This is a genomic window from Actinomadura sp. J1-007, assembly GCF_009793335.1.
Lineage (GTDB): Bacteria > Actinomycetota > Actinomycetes > Streptosporangiales > Streptosporangiaceae > Spirillospora > Spirillospora yumaensis.
Genome location: NZ_WING01000001.1, coordinates 5,124,597 through 5,140,542, shown reverse-complemented (window position 1 = coordinate 5,140,542; position 15,946 = coordinate 5,124,597). Strand labels below are relative to the sequence as shown.

15 protein-coding genes are annotated in these 15,946 nt (G+C 74.1%); 7 read left to right on the top strand and 8 right to left on the bottom strand.

From position 1 onward, the window contains the following. Nucleotides 1-16: 16 nt before the first annotated feature. From GEV43_RS23405 to GEV43_RS23390, 4 genes are all read right to left on the bottom strand, one after another. On the bottom strand, nt 17-1,618 hold the full coding sequence (locus tag GEV43_RS23405; protein WP_160822522.1) for a right-handed parallel beta-helix repeat-containing protein: 1,602 nt from the start codon (nt 1,616-1,618) through the stop codon (nt 17-19). Between the two features lie 53 nt (nt 1,619-1,671). Further along, nucleotides 1,672-2,271 carry a nitroreductase family protein gene (locus GEV43_RS23400; protein ID WP_160822521.1) on the bottom strand — a complete coding sequence of 200 codons (600 nt, stop codon included), beginning with the start codon at nt 2,269-2,271 and terminating at the stop codon, nt 1,672-1,674. 65 nt (nt 2,272-2,336) lie between these two features. After that, nucleotides 2,337-4,196, bottom strand: a complete 1,860-nt coding sequence (gene asnB, locus GEV43_RS23395) for an asparagine synthase (glutamine-hydrolyzing) (RefSeq protein WP_160822520.1) — start codon at nt 4,194-4,196, stop codon at nt 2,337-2,339. Nucleotides 4,197-4,307: 111 nt separating this feature from the next. Beyond that, nucleotides 4,308-4,496, bottom strand: coding sequence for a ferredoxin (locus tag GEV43_RS23390; protein ID WP_309239796.1), 189 nt, complete (start codon nt 4,494-4,496; stop codon nt 4,308-4,310). Between the two features lie 212 nt (nt 4,497-4,708). Here GEV43_RS23390 and GEV43_RS23385 point away from each other — a divergent pair, with 212 nt between their 5' ends. The 4 genes from GEV43_RS23385 to GEV43_RS23370 all read left to right on the top strand — a co-directional run bounded on the left by GEV43_RS23385 (nt 4,709) and on the right by GEV43_RS23370 (nt 10,166). Next, a complete protein-coding gene (locus tag GEV43_RS23385; protein ID WP_241683016.1) occupies nt 4,709-5,740 on the top strand; it encodes an acetylserotonin O-methyltransferase in 1,032 nt (343 codons plus the stop codon). Between the two features lie 99 nt (nt 5,741-5,839). After that, entirely contained in the window at nt 5,840-7,021 is a 1,182-nt protein-coding gene (locus GEV43_RS23380; protein ID WP_160822518.1) for a nucleotide disphospho-sugar-binding domain-containing protein, read from the top strand. Nucleotides 7,022-7,044: 23 nt separating this feature from the next. Beyond that, nucleotides 7,045-8,724 carry an acetyl-CoA carboxylase, carboxyltransferase subunit beta gene (gene accD / locus GEV43_RS23375; protein WP_160822517.1) on the top strand — a complete coding sequence of 560 codons (1,680 nt, stop codon included), beginning with the start codon at nt 7,045-7,047 and terminating at the stop codon, nt 8,722-8,724. A 71-nt stretch (nt 8,725-8,795) separates the two neighbouring features. Beyond that, complete coding sequence (locus GEV43_RS23370) at nt 8,796-10,166, top strand: acetyl/propionyl/methylcrotonyl-CoA carboxylase subunit alpha (RefSeq protein ID WP_160822516.1); 1,371 nt, start codon at nt 8,796-8,798, stop codon at nt 10,164-10,166. A 75-nt stretch (nt 10,167-10,241) separates the two neighbouring features. On the opposite strand, the gene GEV43_RS23365 is transcribed toward GEV43_RS23370, so the two are convergent. The 4 genes from GEV43_RS23365 to GEV43_RS23350 form a co-directional block, all read right to left on the bottom strand. Beyond that, a complete protein-coding gene (locus tag GEV43_RS23365) occupies nt 10,242-11,051 on the bottom strand; it encodes a methyltransferase domain-containing protein (RefSeq protein ID WP_160822515.1) in 810 nt (269 codons plus the stop codon). A 378-nt stretch (nt 11,052-11,429) separates the two neighbouring features. Further along, entirely contained in the window at nt 11,430-12,101 is a 672-nt protein-coding gene (locus tag GEV43_RS23360; protein WP_160822514.1) for a TenA family protein, read from the bottom strand. Beyond that, the gene (locus GEV43_RS23355; RefSeq protein WP_160822513.1) at nt 12,101-13,723 is read right to left on the bottom strand and encodes an FAD-dependent monooxygenase; all 1,623 of its coding nucleotides are present in this window, start codon (nt 13,721-13,723) and stop codon (nt 12,101-12,103) included. Before GEV43_RS23355 ends, GEV43_RS23360 begins: the two co-directional genes overlap by 1 nt. Further along, nucleotides 13,716-14,042: a TcmI family type II polyketide cyclase gene (locus GEV43_RS23350; RefSeq protein WP_160822512.1), complete on the bottom strand. Its 327-nt coding sequence runs from the start codon at nt 14,040-14,042 to the stop codon at nt 13,716-13,718. The genes GEV43_RS23355 and GEV43_RS23350 overlap by 8 nt, the downstream gene beginning before the upstream one ends. A gap of 27 nt (nt 14,043-14,069) precedes the next feature. Between GEV43_RS23350 and GEV43_RS53900 the strand changes: the two genes are divergently transcribed. From GEV43_RS53900 to GEV43_RS23340, 3 genes are read left to right on the top strand one after another with little or no spacing between them, the layout of a single operon-like run. After that, a complete protein-coding gene (locus GEV43_RS53900) occupies nt 14,070-14,198 on the top strand; it encodes a hypothetical protein (protein WP_302930946.1) in 129 nt (42 codons plus the stop codon). Between the two features lie 10 nt (nt 14,199-14,208). Next, nucleotides 14,209-14,946, top strand: a complete 738-nt coding sequence (locus GEV43_RS23345; RefSeq protein WP_160822511.1) for an SDR family NAD(P)-dependent oxidoreductase — start codon at nt 14,209-14,211, stop codon at nt 14,944-14,946. Then, nucleotides 14,946-15,812: an LLM class flavin-dependent oxidoreductase gene (locus GEV43_RS23340; protein WP_160822510.1), complete on the top strand. Its 867-nt coding sequence runs from the start codon at nt 14,946-14,948 to the stop codon at nt 15,810-15,812. The genes GEV43_RS23345 and GEV43_RS23340 overlap by 1 nt, the downstream gene beginning before the upstream one ends. Nucleotides 15,813-15,946: the final 134 nt, after the last annotated feature.

Genomic DNA, 15,946 nt, shown 5'->3' with positions numbered 1-15,946 from the left:
ACGGACCGCGCGCGGTTCAGCCCTTCGCGCAGGGCCCCTGGTAGGCGCCGATGTTCGGGGGCGTGTCGGCGGGCACGCGGAACCCGAAGAAGTCGCGGCCGCCGTTGTTCGGGATGACCGCGCCGGCGCCGATGGCGGGCGAGCCGCACTTGAGCCGGTAGCCGAGCACGCCGCCGCCGGGCCGGGTGAAGCGCGGGTCGGCGTTCACCGCGTGCCCGTCGGGCGGCAGGGCCCCGACGTTGCTGTAGAGGTTGTGGTCGAACGTGCTGTTCGGGTCGGCGACCGTCGAGCCTTCGGCCCGTCCGACGAACGTGTTGTTGCTGTAGGAGATCGGCGTGTTCATCAGCCCGCCGACGAGCGCCGGGGCGACCTCGCTGTAGACCACGTTGTCGTAGAACCGGATGTTCTTCTGCGGCGCCGCGCAGCCCGTCGCGACCACCGGCACGTCGAACGTGCCGAACTTCATGCCCTTGTCGTTCTGGCTGATGTTGTAGCGGATCACCGCGCCGTCCGACGTGGACCCGGGCACCGCGCAGAACGCCATGAACGCGCCGTTGTCGTGGCTGTAGTTGTACTGGTACGTCGAGCCGGAGTTGGCGGCGTCGAAGTTGTAGGCGAACGCGGGCGGGTTCAGCGCGCCGTTCTTCACCTCGTTGAACTGGAACGTCGCGCCGGTCGAGTTGAACGACAGGATGCCCGCGTGCGCCTGCGTGCCCCGCACGCCGAAGCCGTCGACCACGTTGCGCTCGGTGAGCGGGTTCAGGCCGTTCTGCACGAGGATGCCGTCGCCGCCGATGTCGCTGAGCCGGTTGCCGTGGACGTGCACCCGCGTGATCGGGACGAACGAGTTCGTGCCCGCCGGGTAGAGCGGCTCGCGCCGCGACCACTGCGACAGGGTGCCGATGCCGATGTTGTCGACGGTGGCCACGGTGGTGCGCGAGACGTCGATGCCGTCGAACCCGGTCGGCTTCTCCGACCCGGCCGCCTTGAACAGCACGCCGCCCGCGTTGTCGAGCTCCGGCTGGAGGCAGTCGCAGCCGGGCACGTCGTGCACCTTCACGTCCTGGACCACGTAGTGCCGGCCGGTGCCGTAGTCCTCCAGCAGCACGTAGATGCCGCCGCGCGCCTTCCCGTCCGGGGCGGCCGGGGTGTTGGAGATGTCAAGGTGGCGGATCTCGTAGCCCTGCACGTTGTGCAGGAACACCGCCGCGCGGGCGCCGCCGCCGGCGATCGCCGGGCGGGCCCCGCGGCCGTACGCGGCGAGCGTGATCGGCGCCGCGGCGGTGCCGGAGCCCTGCGGCTGGAGGACGCCGTCGCAGCGCGTCCCCCGGCGCAGCAGCACCGAGTCCCCGGGGCGGAGCGCCTGCCGGTTGACACGGTCCAAGGTGCGCCAGGCGGTGCCGGGGCTCGTTCCCGGCGACGCGTCGTTCCCCGACCGGCAGTCGAGGTGGTAGACGGTGCCGGTCCGGTGCCTGCCGTGGCCGGACGCGTCGGCGCTCGCGGGCACGGCCGCGACGGCGAGCGCGGCGGCGACGCCCGCGCAGGCGGCGACCGCGACGGAACGGGCCGCCCGGAGCGGCCTGCTCCGTGGTCGGCGGCGGGTCGGGATGAAACGCATGTCACTGCCTCCAGGGGGTGAGAACGCGGACCGGCGCCGGTACGGCCGGGGGCCTACCGGCGCCACTCGATGAGCTCTTCGTTGGGCTTGCGCTTCGCCGCGTTCGGCGGCACGGGCATGCGGAGGCTCGTGTCCTCATGCCCGATCGTGACGATCCCCGCCAGCGCGACGTCCTCCGGCAGCCCGACCACGCCGGCGAGCGCGTCCAGCTCGCCGGTGTAGACGGAGCTGACCATGCCGGTCGCCAGCCCCTCGTTGATCGCCGCCAACTGGAGCATGATGAACAGCGCTCCGCAGTCGAACCACCAGAACGGCACCGGCCAGGGGATCTCGTCGTACCCCTCGCGGACGTCCTCGGCCGCGTTGTACCGCTCGTGGTACGACGCCTCGCGCGTGCACACGTAGATGTGCACCGGCGCGGACGCGATCCAGCGGGGGAAGCCGAGCTCGACGTACCGCGCCTCGGCGATGTCGGCGGCGGCCTGCCGCAGCTTCGGGTCGGTGACGACGACGAGCCGGTGGCCCTGGCTGAACCCGGCGCTCGGCGCGCGCCGCAGCGCCGCCAGGACGCGGTCCAGCGCCTCGTCCGAGACCGGCTCGTCGGTGTAGCCGCGCACCATCAGCCGCTTGCGCAGGATGTCGGAGAACTCCATGCCGTCCGCCTCCGGGATCGGTGAATCGAAGATCGGTGTGTGGGGGCGCGGGGGTGCGCGGGTCGTCAGATGGCCGGCTCGACGTCGTACAGCCGCAGCCAGGCGTCGAACTCCAGCGCCATCTCGATGTTCATGCGGCTGACCCACTCGTGCGCGATGCCCGACGGCTCCTCGATCGTCCGCCGCACCGCGTCCAGGTCCAGGAACGGCAGGGACGGCGAGGACGGGTCGTTCAGCAGCGCCGACAGCTCCTCGTGCAGCATCGCCGCGTACGCCGGGTCCTGCGTGACCGGCCAGGGGCTCTTCGTGCGCTCCAGCACCGACGACGGGACGAGGTCGGCGACCGCCGCGCGCAGGATGCTCTTCTCCCGGCCGTCGAAGGTCTTCAGCGACCACGGCGTGTTGTAGAGGTACTCGACCAGCCGGTGGTCGGCGTACGGCACGCGCAGCTCCAGCCCGTGCGCCATCGAGAGCCGGTCGCCGCGGTCGAGCAGCATCGGCAGCCACCAGGTGAGGGTGGCGTACGAGACGTCCCGCATCCGCCGCTCCGCCGGGCTCTCGCCCTCCTGGTGCGGCGCCCGCGCGCGGACCTCCTGGAAGTGGTCGGCGTAGTACGTGCCGAGTTCGAGCTTGTCCATCAGGCCGCCGTCGAACAGGCCCCGGCCCTGGCCCTTCGGGGAGCCCGGCTGGCGCGGCTCGTTCGCCGTCCAGGGGAACGTGCCGGCGTTCAGCAGGTCCTCGTCGTGCATCCAGTTGTAGCCGCCGAAGATCTCGTCGGCGACCTCCCCGGCGAGCGCGACCGTCGAGTGCTCCTTGATGCGGCGGGAGGTCAGGTAGTTGGAGGTGTCCATGTCGCCGAGCGTGGTCGGCATGTCCTGGGCGCGCAGCACGGCCTCGCGCGTCTCGCGGCCCATCAGGTCGCCGGTGCTCAGCACGATCGGCACGTGCTCGGTGCCGAGGTGCCGCGACACCTCGGCGGCGTACGGCTCGTCCGGGGAGAACCGCACGTCGTCGGGCCGGAACCGCTGCGCGTACTCGTCGAACGTCGTCACGAACGTCCGGACCCGTTCGCCGTCGAGCTGCCAGCGCCACTTGGCCGCGATCGCGGTGATCGCGCTGGAGTCCACGCCGCCCGACAGCGCCGTGCACAGCGGGACGTCCGCGACCAGCTCCCGCAGGACGATCTCCTCCAGCAGCCCGCGGACGTGCCGGACCGTGGCGTCCTTGTCGTCGGTGTGCGGGCGGGCCTCCAGCGTCCAGTACGTCCGGTCCACCGGGCCGTTCCGGCCGATCGTGAGGGTGTGGCCGGGCAGCAGCTCGGCCATGTCGCGGAACACCGACTGGCCCGGACGCTTCGCCGTCGCGAACATCTCCCGCAGCCCCGCCAGGTCCACGACCGGCCGCACGTGCGGGCTGGCGAGCAGCGCCTTCGGCTCCGACCCGAACAGCACCCCGTCCGGCCGCAGCGCGTAGAACAGCGGCTTCACGCCGAGCCTGTCGCGGACGAGCAGCAGCTCCTCGCGCCGCACGTCCCAGATCGCGAACGCGAAGATGCCCTCCAGCCGCTTCGCCGCGTCCGCGCCCCACTCCAGGTAGGCGCGCAGCACCACCTCGGTGTCGCTGCGCGTCCTGAACCGGTGCCCGCGCGCCTCCAGCTCGCCGCGCAACTGCTTGAAGTTGTAGACCTCGCCGTTGTAGACGATGACGGCGAGGGGCCGGCCGTCCTCCTCGACGGTGAGCGGCTGCGCGCCGCCCTCCAGGTCGATGATGGACGTGCGCGTGTGCCCGAACGCGGCGTGCCCGCCGATCCACAGGCCCCGGTCGTCGACGCCGCGCGCGGCGAGGGTCCGGGTCATGGCCTCCAGCGTCGGCCGTTCCCGTGCCAGGTCACGGCCGTAGTCCACCCAACCGACGATGCCGCACATCCGCGTCTCCCTTTCGTTGGTGGCCGCGCCGCCGCCGCGCCGCGCCCTCGTGCCCGTCGTGCTCCTCGTGCCGTGGTGCTCCTCGTGCTCGTCCGGGATGCGCCCGTCCGGCTACGGGGTCTCGATGTGGATCGACCGGGTCGGGCAGGCCCGCGCGGCGGTGCGCACCGCCTGGTGCAGGTCGGCGGGCGGTTCGGCGTCGAGCACCTCGACCTGGCCGTCCTCGTCCTGGTCGAAGACCTCGGGCACGTTGTAGACGCACAGGCTGGCCACCGCGCAGGTCTCCTTCGTCGCGCTCACGCGCACCGCACTCACCGTCCTCGGTCATCGAACACTCGTCGCACAGAGGGACTGTGCGGGCAGGCTGTCGCGCCGGGCTCGAAAATCGGTACAGCGCCGGGAACGGTCGCCGGGGCGGCCTCGCGCGCCCGTCTCGCGCGCTTCGACCGAGGCTCCAAGGAGGTACGGGACGGTCACGCCGTGGTGTGGTCGACGGCGGAAAGGACGTCCGAATGATGGTGACCGCGGCCCCTGACACCGGCACAGCGCACGGGATCCTGAGGCTCGGCAACGCCTACTGCGAGGCGCAGGCGCTGCTGACGGCCGTCGAGCTCGGCCTGTTCACCGCGCTGCACGGCGCGCCGGCCACGGACCGGGACCTGGGCGAACGCCTCGGGCTGCCCGGCCGCGGCCTGCGCGACCTGCTGGCGCTGCTCGCCGCCCTCGGCCTGCTGCTGGAGGAGGACGGCCGGTACCGCAACACGCCCGCCGCCGACGAGCACCTGGTCGCCGGGCGCCCCGGCTTCGTCGGCGGCTCGCTGCTCGGCGCCAAGGCCAACCTGTACCCGCTGTGGAACGGGCTGACCGAGACGCTGCGCAGCGGCAAGCCCCGCTCGACGTCGGACGGCTTCGAGGCCATGCTGCGCGACCCCGAGGAGCTGCGCCGCTACATCCGGATGATGGAGGGGGCGCTGGCCCCGCTCGTCCCCGGGCTGGTCTCGGCGATCGACTGGACGGCCCGGCGCTCGGTGCTGGACGTCGGCGGCTGCGCGGGCGACCTCGCCGGACGGCTCGTCACCGAGTTCCCGTGGCTGACCGGGCGGGTGTTCGACCTGCCGCAGATGGCCGGGCCGTTCGACGAGCGGATGGCCGAGCTCGGCCTCGCGGGCAAGGTCCGCTTCCACGCGGGCGACTTCTTCCGCGACCCGCTGCCCCGCGCCGACGTGCTGATCCTCGGCCACGTCCTGCACAACTGGTCGCCCGAGCGCCGCGAGATCCTGATCCGCAAGGCGTTCCAGGCCGTCCGGCCCGGCGGGGTGCTGATGGTGCACGACCGGATGCTCGCCGACGCGCGCCCCGCGGTGGACAACCTCGTCGCCAGCCTGATCATGGCGCTGGTCACCGAGGAGGGCGAGGAGTACACGGTCGGGGAGCTCAGCGGGCTCGCCGAGTCGGCCGGGTTCGCGTCGGTGACGCACCGGCCGCTGGAGGACAACGAGACCCTCGTCCTGTGCGAGAAGGCCCCGGCCCCCGGACGCCGCTGACCCGCGCGCCCGCGCGACCCGCGCGGTCCGCCGGCCTCGCGCACGCGGGCTCGACCGGTCGTGGAGGGCGAGCCGAGCGGACGGTGCTGACCTGGGCGCATGCGCATACTCTTCACGACCTGGGCTTGGCCCTCGCACCTGTACGCCATGGTGCCGCTCGCGTGGGCGTGCCGTTCCGCCGGGCACGAGGTGCTGGTGGCGAGCCAGCCGGAGCTGACCGGCGCGATCCAGGCGACCGGTCTCACGGCCGCGCCCGTCGGCCACCACGTGGACGCCGTCGGCGTCTTCCGCGACATCGTCCGCCCGCCGGACGGCGGCGGGCGCGGCGGCGGCGGGCCGCGCGTGCTCGGCCTGCTGACCGCCCTCGCGGACTCCATGACCGACGACCTGGCCCGGCTCGCGAAGGGCTGGCGCGCCGACGCCGTCGTGTTCGAGCCGACGTGCTTCGCCGGGCCGCTCGCCGCCGCCGTCGCGGGCGTCCCCGCGATCCGGCACCTGTACGGGACGGACCTGCTGGGCGCGGCGGGCCGGTTCCTGCCCGACGCCCTCGCCCCGCTGTGCGAACGGCTCGGGCTGGACGGCGTCGACCCGTTCGGCATCGCGACCGTCGACCCGTGCCCGGCGGGGCTCCAGCTCCCGACCGGCTCCCCGCGGCTGCCGATGCGGTACGTGCCGTACAACGGGCCGGGACGGCACCCGCGCCCGCTGCCGCCCGCCGCCTCCCCCGGCCGCCCGCGCGTGTGCGTCACCTGGGGGACGACGATGAGCCGCCTGGACCCCGAGCTGTTCCTCGCGGGCGACGCCGTCCGCGCGGTCGCGGACCTCGACGTGGACGTGGTGGCGGCGGTCACGCCGGGCCAGCGCGCGACACTCGGCGCCGTGCCGTCCGGCGTGCACATCGCCCAGTCCGCGCCGCTGCACCTGCTGCTGCCGCGCTGCGACGCGGTCGTGGCGCACGGCGGCGCCGGGTCGCTGCTCACCGCGCTCGCCGCCGGGCTGCCGCAGGTGCTCGTCCCCCGGCTGCCCGACCACGTGCGGCACGCCGCGCGGATCGCCGAGACCGGCGCCGGGGCCGTCCTGCCCGCGCCCGTCGAGGACCCGGCGGCGATCCGGGACCGGCTCGCGGAGGTGCTCGCCGAGCCGGCGTACCGCGACGCGGCCGGGAGGCTGCGCGGCGAGATGCTCGCCCAGCCGTCCCCCGCGGCCGTCGTGCCCGAGATCGAACGCGTCGTCGCCCGATCCGCGAGCGGGCCGGTCCAGCCGGTCTCCATCCGCCGTTGAGCCGCGCGGGCGAACCTGCTCGGGTGAGTGTCCTAACGAGTGCGGCCGGATCCACCGACTGGTTCCGGTGCCCCCAGTGCCAAGAACTGACCTACGGCAGACGCTACGAGCGCAACCTGCGGGTCTGCCCCGGGTGCGGCGCGCACAGCAGGCTCACCGCGGCGCAGCGCATCGACCTGCTCCTCGACGCCGGCTCCGCGCGCCGCCTCGACCCGCCGGAGGTGGCGGCCGACCCGCTCGGCTTCGCCGACTCCCGCCCGTACCCGCGACGGCTGGCGCAGGCCCGGGAGCAGACCGGGATGGACGAGGCCATCGTGTGCGTGACCGGCACGCTGCTCGGCCACCCGGTGGTCGCCGCCGTCATGGACTTCCGGTTCATGGGCGGCAGCCTCGGGGTCGGCGTCGGCGAGGCCATCGCGGCCGCGGCCGACACCGCCCGGGACCTGCGCAGCCCGTTCATCCTCGTCACCGCGTCCGGCGGGGCGCGGATGCAGGAGGGCGCGTTCGCCCTGATGCAGATGGCGAAGACCAGCCAGGCGCTCGCCGAGCTGGACGAGGCGGGCATCCTCACCGTCTGCCTCGTCACCGACCCGACCTACGGCGGGGTCGCCGCGTCGTACGCGACGCTCGGCGACGTCATCATCGCCGAGCCGGGCGCGCGGATCGGGTTCGCCGGGCCCCGGGTGATCGAGCAGACGATCAAGACGGGGCTGCCGGAGGGGTTCCAGACCGCCGAGTTCCTCCTCGGGCGCGGCCTGGTGGACGCGGTCGTGCCGCGGCCCGCGCTGCGCCCGACGATCGCCGACCTGCTGGAGGCGCGCACGCCCGTCCGGCCCGCGCCGGCGTCCCCGCGGGCGCGCGCCGTGCTGGTGCGCGACCCGGCCGAGCTGCCCGAGCGCGAGCCGGAGGCGGTGATCGCCGCGGCCCGCGACCAGGACCGGCCGACCACGCTGGAGTACGCCAACCAGGTGCTCGACAACTTCCAGGAGCTGCGCGGCGACCGGCTCGGCACCGGCGACTGCCCGGCGATCGTCGGCGGCGTCGGCCGGCTGTCCGGCCGCGAGGTCGTCCTCATCGGGCACCAGAAGGGCCGCGACACCGCCGAGCGCGTCCAGCGCAACTTCGGGATGGCGCTGCCCGAGGGGTACCGCAAGGCGGCCCGGCTGATGCGGCTCGCCGTCAAGCTCGGGCTGCCCGTCGTCACGCTCGTCGACACGCCGGGCGCGCACCCGGGCATCGGCGCGGAGGAGCGCGGCCAGGCGTGGGCCATCGCCGAGAGCATCCGGCTGATGTCCGGCCTGCCCGTCCCGATCGTCACCGCGATCACCGGGGAGGGCGGCAGCGGCGGCGCGCTCGCCCTCGCCGTCGCCGACCGGGTGCTCGCCTGCTCCGGCGCCATGTACTCGGTGATCAGCCCCGAGGGCTGCGCGGCGATCCTGTGGAAGGACCAGGCCGCCGCGCCGCTCGCCGCCGCCGCGCTGCGCATCGGCGCCCGGGACCTGCTGCGCAACGGGATCGTCGACGCCGTCGTGCCCGAACCGGACGGCGGCACGCCCGCCGACCCGTCCGCCGCCGCCGAGCTGCTGCGCGCCGCGCTGACCGAGGCCCTCGCCGAGGTCTCCGGGCTGCCGCCCGGCGAGCTGGTCGCGCGTCGCCGCCGCCGCTTCCGCGGCTACGGCGCCGTACCCGCCCCGCGCCCCTGACCGGAGAGTCCGCCGGTGACCGAGGAACCGACCGGAGGCACGCGCCCGGCGTGCCCGACGAGAGGAAGCCCGTGTTTTCGTCCATCCTGATCGCCAACCGGGGTGAGATCGCGCTCCGCGTCGCCCGCACCTGCCGCGAGCTCGGCATCCGCACGATCGCGGTGTGCTCGGACAGCGATCGCGACTCGGCCGTGACGCGCTTCGCCGACGAGTGCGTCCGCATCGGTCCCGCCCCCGCCAGGCACAGCTACCTGAACGCCGCCGCGATCGTGACGGCCGCGCTCCAGACCGGCGCGGACGCCGTGCACCCGGGGTACGGGTTCCTGTCGGAGGACCCCGACTTCGCCGAGATCTGCGAGGCCGAGGGGCTGACGTTCATCGGCCCGCCCGCCGAGCTGCTCGCCCGCCTCGGCGACAAGGCCCGCGCCCGCGAGATCGCGCAGGCCGCCGGGCTGCCCGTCCTGCCCGGCAGCTCCGAGTCCCTGACGACCCTCGAACAGGCCCGCTCGGTCGCGTCCGAGATCGGCTACCCGGTGATCCTCAAGGCCACCGCCGGGGGCGGCGGGCGCGGCATGACCGTCGTGCGCGCCCCCCGCGACCTGCCGCTCGCCTGGGCGCAGGCCCGCGCGAGCGCGCAGGCCGTCTTCGGCGACCCCCGGCTCTACATCGAGCGCTACCTCGACAACGCCCGGCACGTCGAGGTGCAGGTCCTCGGCGACGGCCGCGGCGGCGTCCTGCACCTCGGCGAGCGCGACTGCTCGGTGCAGCGCCGCCGGCAGAAGCTGGTCGAGGAGACCCCGGCGCCCGGCCTGCCCCGCGAGCTGGCCGACCGGATCTGCGCCGCGGCCGTCCGCGCCGCGTCCCAGGTGGACTACGCGGGCGCCGGCACCTACGAGTTCCTTGTGGACGACGACGGCGGCTTCACGTTCATGGAGGTCAACTGCCGCATCCAGGTCGAGCACCCGGTGACCGAGCTGGTCACCGGCGTGGACCTGGTCCGCGAGCAGCTCCGCGTCGCGGCGGGCGACGGCCTGTCGATCACCCAGGACGACATCGCCCCGCGCGGCGTCTCCATCGAGTGCCGCGTCAACGCCGAGGACCCGAACCGCGGCTTCATGCCGACGCCCGGCGCGATCGAGGTGTTCCAGCCGCCGAGCGGCCCGTTCGTCCGGGTGGACACCCACGGCTACCCCGGCTTCCGCGTCACCGCCGACTACGACCCGCTGCTGGCGAAGGTCGCGGTCTGGGCGCCCGACCGCCGCCAGGCCATCGAGCGCGCCGACCGGGCCCTGGAGGAGTTCCGCGTGAGCGGCCGGGGCGTCCGCACGACCCGCGACTACCTCCGCGAGGTCCTCGCCGACGCCACCTTCCGAGCCGCCAAGCACACCACGTCCCTGGTGGACGACATGGCCGTCCACCGCCCCACCCTCCGCACCGCCTGACGCGAAACGGAAGCGACGCGCCGCCGGGGCCCGTCCCGGCGGCGCGTACGCGCGCCGGCCCCGGGACGGCCGGCCTCAAGCGACCGGGTTGTCCGGCGTGTCCAACCAGATCCGCTGCCCGTCCCGCGTCACCGTCACCCCGTACCGGGTGCAGGACGGTTCACCGGCCTTGCTCCACCGCTCCCGCGTCTCATGCAGCACGGCTTGCCGGACCCGCTGGTCCCGTACCGGCATATAGAACCCGGGACCGATGAACCGTCCCTCCGCGGTGCCGTCGTTCCGAACGGTCAGCTTGGCCAACGGTCCGTCCGGGTGAAAGGTGAACGCCCACGGCACCACGAGGATTCCGCCGGGCTTCGTCTGCTCGATCCACGCATACGGCACGGTGTGCACCGAGGCGGTCACCACCACCCGGTCATAAGGCGCGCCCGCCGCATATCCCTCGGCGCCGTCGCCCGTGACCACGTGCACCGGATATCCCGCTCGATCGAGCGCCGTGCGGGCATGCTCGGCCAACGCCGCGTCGATCTCCATCGTGGTCACATTCTCCGCGCCCAGAAGGTGAGCGAGCACGGCGGCGTTGAAACCGCTCCCCGTGCCGATCTCCAGAACGCGCATTCCCGGCTGAACGCCCAAAGCGTCGATCATGGTGACCATGCCCTCCGGCGCCGTGCTGGACGAGGTGGGCCACGCCCCCTTCTCGGCGGCCGTCCCGTCGTCCATCTGGATCACGATCGAGTCACCGGAGCCGGCCAGCTCGGCCCACCGCTCCGGATCCTCACCGCGCCGGACGGGAACCGACCAGCCATCCCCGCGATGCACCCAGATCACGTCCGGAATGAACGCCTCCCGAGGGACCGCCCGCACAGCGGCACGGGCGTCCATCACACCTCCCCGGACCCGCCGCACCCCCAGCACGAACGGGTTTCCTTCTTGTTGTCCACCCAGGTAACGATCGTTCCCTTCCCGTCACACGCGCTGCACTTCTCCTTCTTGCCATGCTTTCCCATCCCGCTGCCTCCTCGCCTTCTCGCCGTCGGATAGCGAATCCGTTGCATCAGCGAGATTGAGAATCCCAACACAGAATGATCTCTACATGATCGCTGCACACCGGGCCGCGGTCCTGTCCCAGGACTGTTTTACCGTGCCGTCCTGAATTTGTCCCGGGGAACGATGGGGTGCCTTCGCGCTGGCCAGGAAAACGGCGGACGCGGCGCGTCGCCGGGGTATTCCGGTGGCGCGCCGCGTCCTTTTCGGGCCGGGTCAGACCGGCCAGGATTCGCGGTTGTAGGCGGATTCGGCGAAGTTCCATTCGTGGGCGGCGGCGCGGTGGAAACAGGTGAGCAGGTCGTCGCGTTCGTGCGGCGGCGACTCGGCGGCGACCTCCTCGATCATCGTGAGGAACGACTCGACGTAGTGCTCCAGGTAGTCCCCCTCGGGCAGGTAGCGCGCGATCCAGAACGCGTACCGGCCGTTCGGGTCGTGGCGTTCGGCGAGGTCCTCGCAGACCAGCAGGTGGAACCAGGTCATCGGCAGCAGCGCGCCGACCCCGGCGGCGAACGAGCGCGCCGGGGCGGCCCGCATGAACGAGGTGTAGGCGTGCACCGCCGGGGCGGGGCGCGCCGGGGCGGCGCCGGGCGCGGCGGTCCCGAGCGCCGCCGCCAGCTTGGGCAGCTCCTCGTCCAGCCGGGGCAGCGAGCCGAACGTGGCGCTGCCCGCCGAGGCCAGCAGCGCGCCGTGCGCGTCGCTGCCGGCGAGGGCCGCGCACCCCGCCAGCGCCCGCGCGTACGCGGGCACGACGTGGTGCGCGTCCTGCTCGGCGAAGTGCCACAGCGCCGCCGGGGGCAGGGTGCCGCGCCGCAGGCCGTCCCAGAACGGGTGCCCGGTGATCCGGGCGGCCAGCGGCCCGGCGGCCGCCGCCAGCTCGGCGCGCATCAGCGCGCGGCGGTGGCCGCCGCGCCCGCGCCCGCGACCTGGTCGAGGACGAGCGACAGGATCGCGTCGGGGTCGGGGACGCCGCCTGAGCTGCGCCACGCCACGAACGCGTCCGGCCTGACCAGCACCGCGCCGTCCGGCGGGATGCCGTACGCCGCCGCCCAGTCGCCCTCCGCGACGCAGTCCTCGCCGATCCGCACGGTGCGCAGCGGCACCGGGCTCCCGGCGGCCAGCCGCGCCGCCGCCTCGTGCCACGCCTTCCCGCCGGGCCCCGTCAGCAGGACGAACGAGTCCCAGAACAGGTCGATCGTCGAGATGCGGACGCCGTCGCGTTCCAGCCAGACGTGCGGCGCGCGGGTGCCCGGCTCACCGTCGAGCCGGAGCGGCGCGGTCAGCACCGGGCGGTCGTCCTTCGCGACGATCGCCTGGGACCGGTAGCGGTAGCCGAGCGTGATGACGATGTCGTCGACCATCCGCCGCCTGACGTCGTCGTCGGCGTAGCCGTGCCGGATCCGGTTGCGGACCATCGCCTGCTCGGCCATCGCGCTGCCGACCGCGTGCCGTTCGTCGTGGTAGGTGTCGAGCAGTTCGTCGCCCGCCCAGCCCTTCAGCCGGGCGGCGAGCTTCCACGCCAGGTTGTGCGCGTCGTGGATGCCGGTGTTCGCGCCGAACCCGCCGGCCGGCGGGTGGACGTGCGCGGCGTCGCCCGCCAGGAACACCCGGCCGGTGCGGAACCGCTCGGCGACGAGCTGCGCGCCCTCCCACGGCACCTTCGCCATGATCTCCACGTGCATGTCCGGCAGGCCCGACGCCTCCCGGACGATCTCGACGCAGCGCTCGTCGGTGAAGTCGTCCGGCGTCTCGCCCTTCTCCGGGAAGTACACCGGCGCGGCCAGCCAGGGGTCGCAGCCGTGCAGCCGCGACAGCCCGGTCATCGACCCGCCCGCCGTGGCGTAGCAGAGGATGAACGGCCGGTCGGCGAGGACGGCCTCCAGCTCCGGCGCCCGGAAGTAGATGCTGAGCGCGTTGAACACGGTGCCGCGGCCGGTGCGCTCCACGCCGAGCTCCCGGCGGACCGTGCTGCTCGCGCCGTCCGCGCCGATCAGGTACGAGGCGCGGACGGTGCGGACCTCGCCGGTCGCGGTGTCCTCGACCCGCGCGGTGACGCCGTCCTCGTCCTGCTCGATCGAGCGCAGCCGCACGCCGAAGCGGACCTCGGCGCCGAACTCGCGGGCCTTCTCGGCGAGGACGACCTCGTAGCGGTCCTGGCCGCAGCCCATCACGCGCTCGGGGCTGATGTCCGGGCCGTCCAGCGACGGCGCCTCCACCACCTCGGCGTCGGCGATCTCCGCGTAGGTGTTGACCCGCAGGATGCCGCCCTCGAAGAACGGGTGCGAGTCGCCGATCTCCAGCGCCCGCACCTCCGGCCCCATCCCGGCGGCGCGGAACAGCTCCATCGTGCGGGCCTGGAGGCCGGGCGCCCGGGGCAGCACGGAGGTGTCGGCGCGCTTCTCGACCAGCAGCGCGCGCACCCCGTGCCGGCCGAGGAACGCGGCGGAGGACAGCCCCACCGGTCCGGCGCCGACGATCAGGACCGGGACCTCGTCGTCGTAGTCACTCACCGTTGGCGTCCCAGACGTAGAAGGGGCTGGCCATCGCGTCCTTCGGTTCCTTCCAGTTCGGGTCGTACGGCCGGATGTGGTGCGACAGCCGCTCGTTGATCTCTCCGTAGAGCGGGTGGCTGCGCGCCTTGTACAGGTTCGGCGAGATGTCCTCGTCCGCCTCGACCAGATGGAAGTACAGGTCGTGGAAGCGGAACAGCGTGCGTCGCGACACCCCGATCATCCGGGGCAGGTCGCTCGCGTCGGAGTCCCCGAAGATCCGCGCGACGTGCTCCGCCTCGGACGGCTCCATGCGAGCGACGATCAATGTCCGGTGCACCCCGGCCTCCTCTCGTATGTTGCGGCCATGCTGGCCGCCGCCCCTCCGGGCGCGGTCGAACCCGGCTCGCGGGGCCGGGCCGGGGCGCGGCCGGGCCCCGAGCCGGGCTCCAGCCCCGTGCGAGCGGGCCGGGCCATCGTCGGCGGCGACGTCTGAGGAGGTAACCGTGGATCTTGCACTGGCGGGCAAACGCGTCCTGGTCACCGGTGGCACGCGCGGGATCGGCCGGGAGACGGTGCTGGCGTTCGCCAGGGCCGGGGCCCGGGTCGTCGCCTGCCACCGCAGCCCCGGCGAGGACGCCGACGGCCTCGCCCGCGAACTGAAGGCGCTCGGCGACGGCCACCGCGTGGTCCGCGCCGACGTCACCGACGCGGCCGAGGTGGCGGCGCTGGCGCAGGCGTGCCGGGAGGCGCTCGGCGGGCTGGACGTGGTGGTCAACAACGTGGGGATCGACGCGCGCTCCCCCCTGCACGAGCTGACGGCCGCGGAGTTCAGGCGGGTCCTGGAGACCAATCTGACCTGCGGGTTCACCGTGATCCAGGCGGCGCTGCCGCTGCTGGCGGACGGCGGCTCGATCGTGAACATCGGCGCGGTCGCCGGCTACCGGGGACGGCCCGAGAGCGCCCACTACGGGGCGTCCAAGACGGCGCTGACCGGGCTGACGCGCTCGCTCGCCAAGGAGGTCGGCAAGCGCGGGATCCGGGTCAACATCGTCGCGCCCGGCGTGATCGTGACCGAGCCGGGCGGCGGGCCGCCGCCCCCGGTCGCCGACATCATCCGCGGCATGACCGCGCTCGGCGACCTCGGCCGCGGTGAGGACGTCGCGGCGGCCGTGCTGTTCCTCGCCAGCGACGTGTCCCGGTACGTCACCGGCGCGACGGTCAACGTGGACGGCGGGATCTGATGGACATCGGGATCGGGCTGCCGACGATGATCCCCGGGATCGCCGGGGCCGAGCTGGTCGAGTGGGCCCGCCGCGCGGAGGACCTCGGGTTCTCCTCGCTCGGCGCGCTGGACCGGCTGATGTACGACGGGTACGAGCCGCTGACCGCGCTCGCCGCCGCGGCGGGCGCCACGTCCCGCATCCGGCTCGCCACCACCATCCTGATCGCCGCGTACCGGGGCGACCGGGCGCTGCTGGTCAAGCAGCTCGGCAGCCTCGACCGGCTGTCGGGCGGGCGGCTCACGATCGGGGTCGCGGCGGGCGGCCGTCCCGACGACTACGAGGCGTGCGGCACGCCGTACGCCGGGCGCGGCCGAAGGCTCGACGCCCTGCTCGGCGAGCTGCGCGGGTACTGCGACGGGGCGCAGGCCGGGCCGGTGCCGGGCCCGCGCCCGGTCGGCGGCTGCCCGACGCTGCTGGTCGGCGGGCACTCCGACGCCGCGATGGAGCGGGCCGCCGCGTACGGCGACGGCTGGATCGCCGGCGGCAGCTCCGCCGCGGGCTACGCCGAGCTGGCCGGGCGGGCGCGCAAGGCGTGGTCGTCGGCGGGCCGGTCGGGCGAGCCGAGGCTCGTCGCGATCGCGTACGTGGCGCTCGGGCCGGGCGCGAAGGAGCGGGCCGGGCGGTACCTGGAGGATTACTACTCGTTCATCGGCTGGAAGGCCGAGATGGCGGTGCGCAGCGTGATCACCGACGCGGGGCGGCTGCGCGAGTTCGCGGACGGCTACCGCGACATCGGCTGCGACGAGCTGATCCTGTTCCCCTGCGTGCAGGAGCCCGCGCAGGCCGACCTGATCGCCTCCGCCGTCGGCGCCGGACCGGCCTGACCGGTCCCGCCGGCCCGGCCGGCGGGCGCTTCGGACCGGCGGAGCGCGCGTACGGCGCGAGACCCCGGCCGCCCCGGGAGGGAGGGGCGGCCGGGGTCTCGCTCGTGCGGGGTCCCGGGCGCCCCGGGAAGGCG

Coding starts and splice junctions, on each gene's coding strand:
- GEV43_RS23365 (WP_160822515.1), bottom strand. CDS start 11,051: ATGGACGCCCGTGCCGCTGTGCGGGCGGTCCCTCGGGAGGCGTTCATT.
- GEV43_RS23380 (WP_160822518.1), top strand. CDS start 5,840: ATGCGCATACTCTTCACGACCTGGGCTTGGCCCTCGCACCTGTACGCC.
- GEV43_RS53900 (WP_302930946.1), top strand. CDS start 14,070: ATGCTGGCCGCCGCCCCTCCGGGCGCGGTCGAACCCGGCTCGCGGGGC.
- GEV43_RS23385 (WP_241683016.1), top strand. CDS start 4,709: ATGATGGTGACCGCGGCCCCTGACACCGGCACAGCGCACGGGATCCTG.
- GEV43_RS23405 (WP_160822522.1), bottom strand. CDS start 1,618: ATGCGTTTCATCCCGACCCGCCGCCGACCACGGAGCAGGCCGCTCCGG.
- GEV43_RS23360 (WP_160822514.1), bottom strand. CDS start 12,101: ATGCGCGCCGAGCTGGCGGCGGCCGCCGGGCCGCTGGCCGCCCGGATC.
- GEV43_RS23340 (WP_160822510.1), top strand. CDS start 14,946: ATGGACATCGGGATCGGGCTGCCGACGATGATCCCCGGGATCGCCGGG.
- GEV43_RS23400 (WP_160822521.1), bottom strand. CDS start 2,271: ATGGAGTTCTCCGACATCCTGCGCAAGCGGCTGATGGTGCGCGGCTAC.
- asnB (WP_160822520.1), bottom strand. CDS start 4,196: ATGTGCGGCATCGTCGGTTGGGTGGACTACGGCCGTGACCTGGCACGG.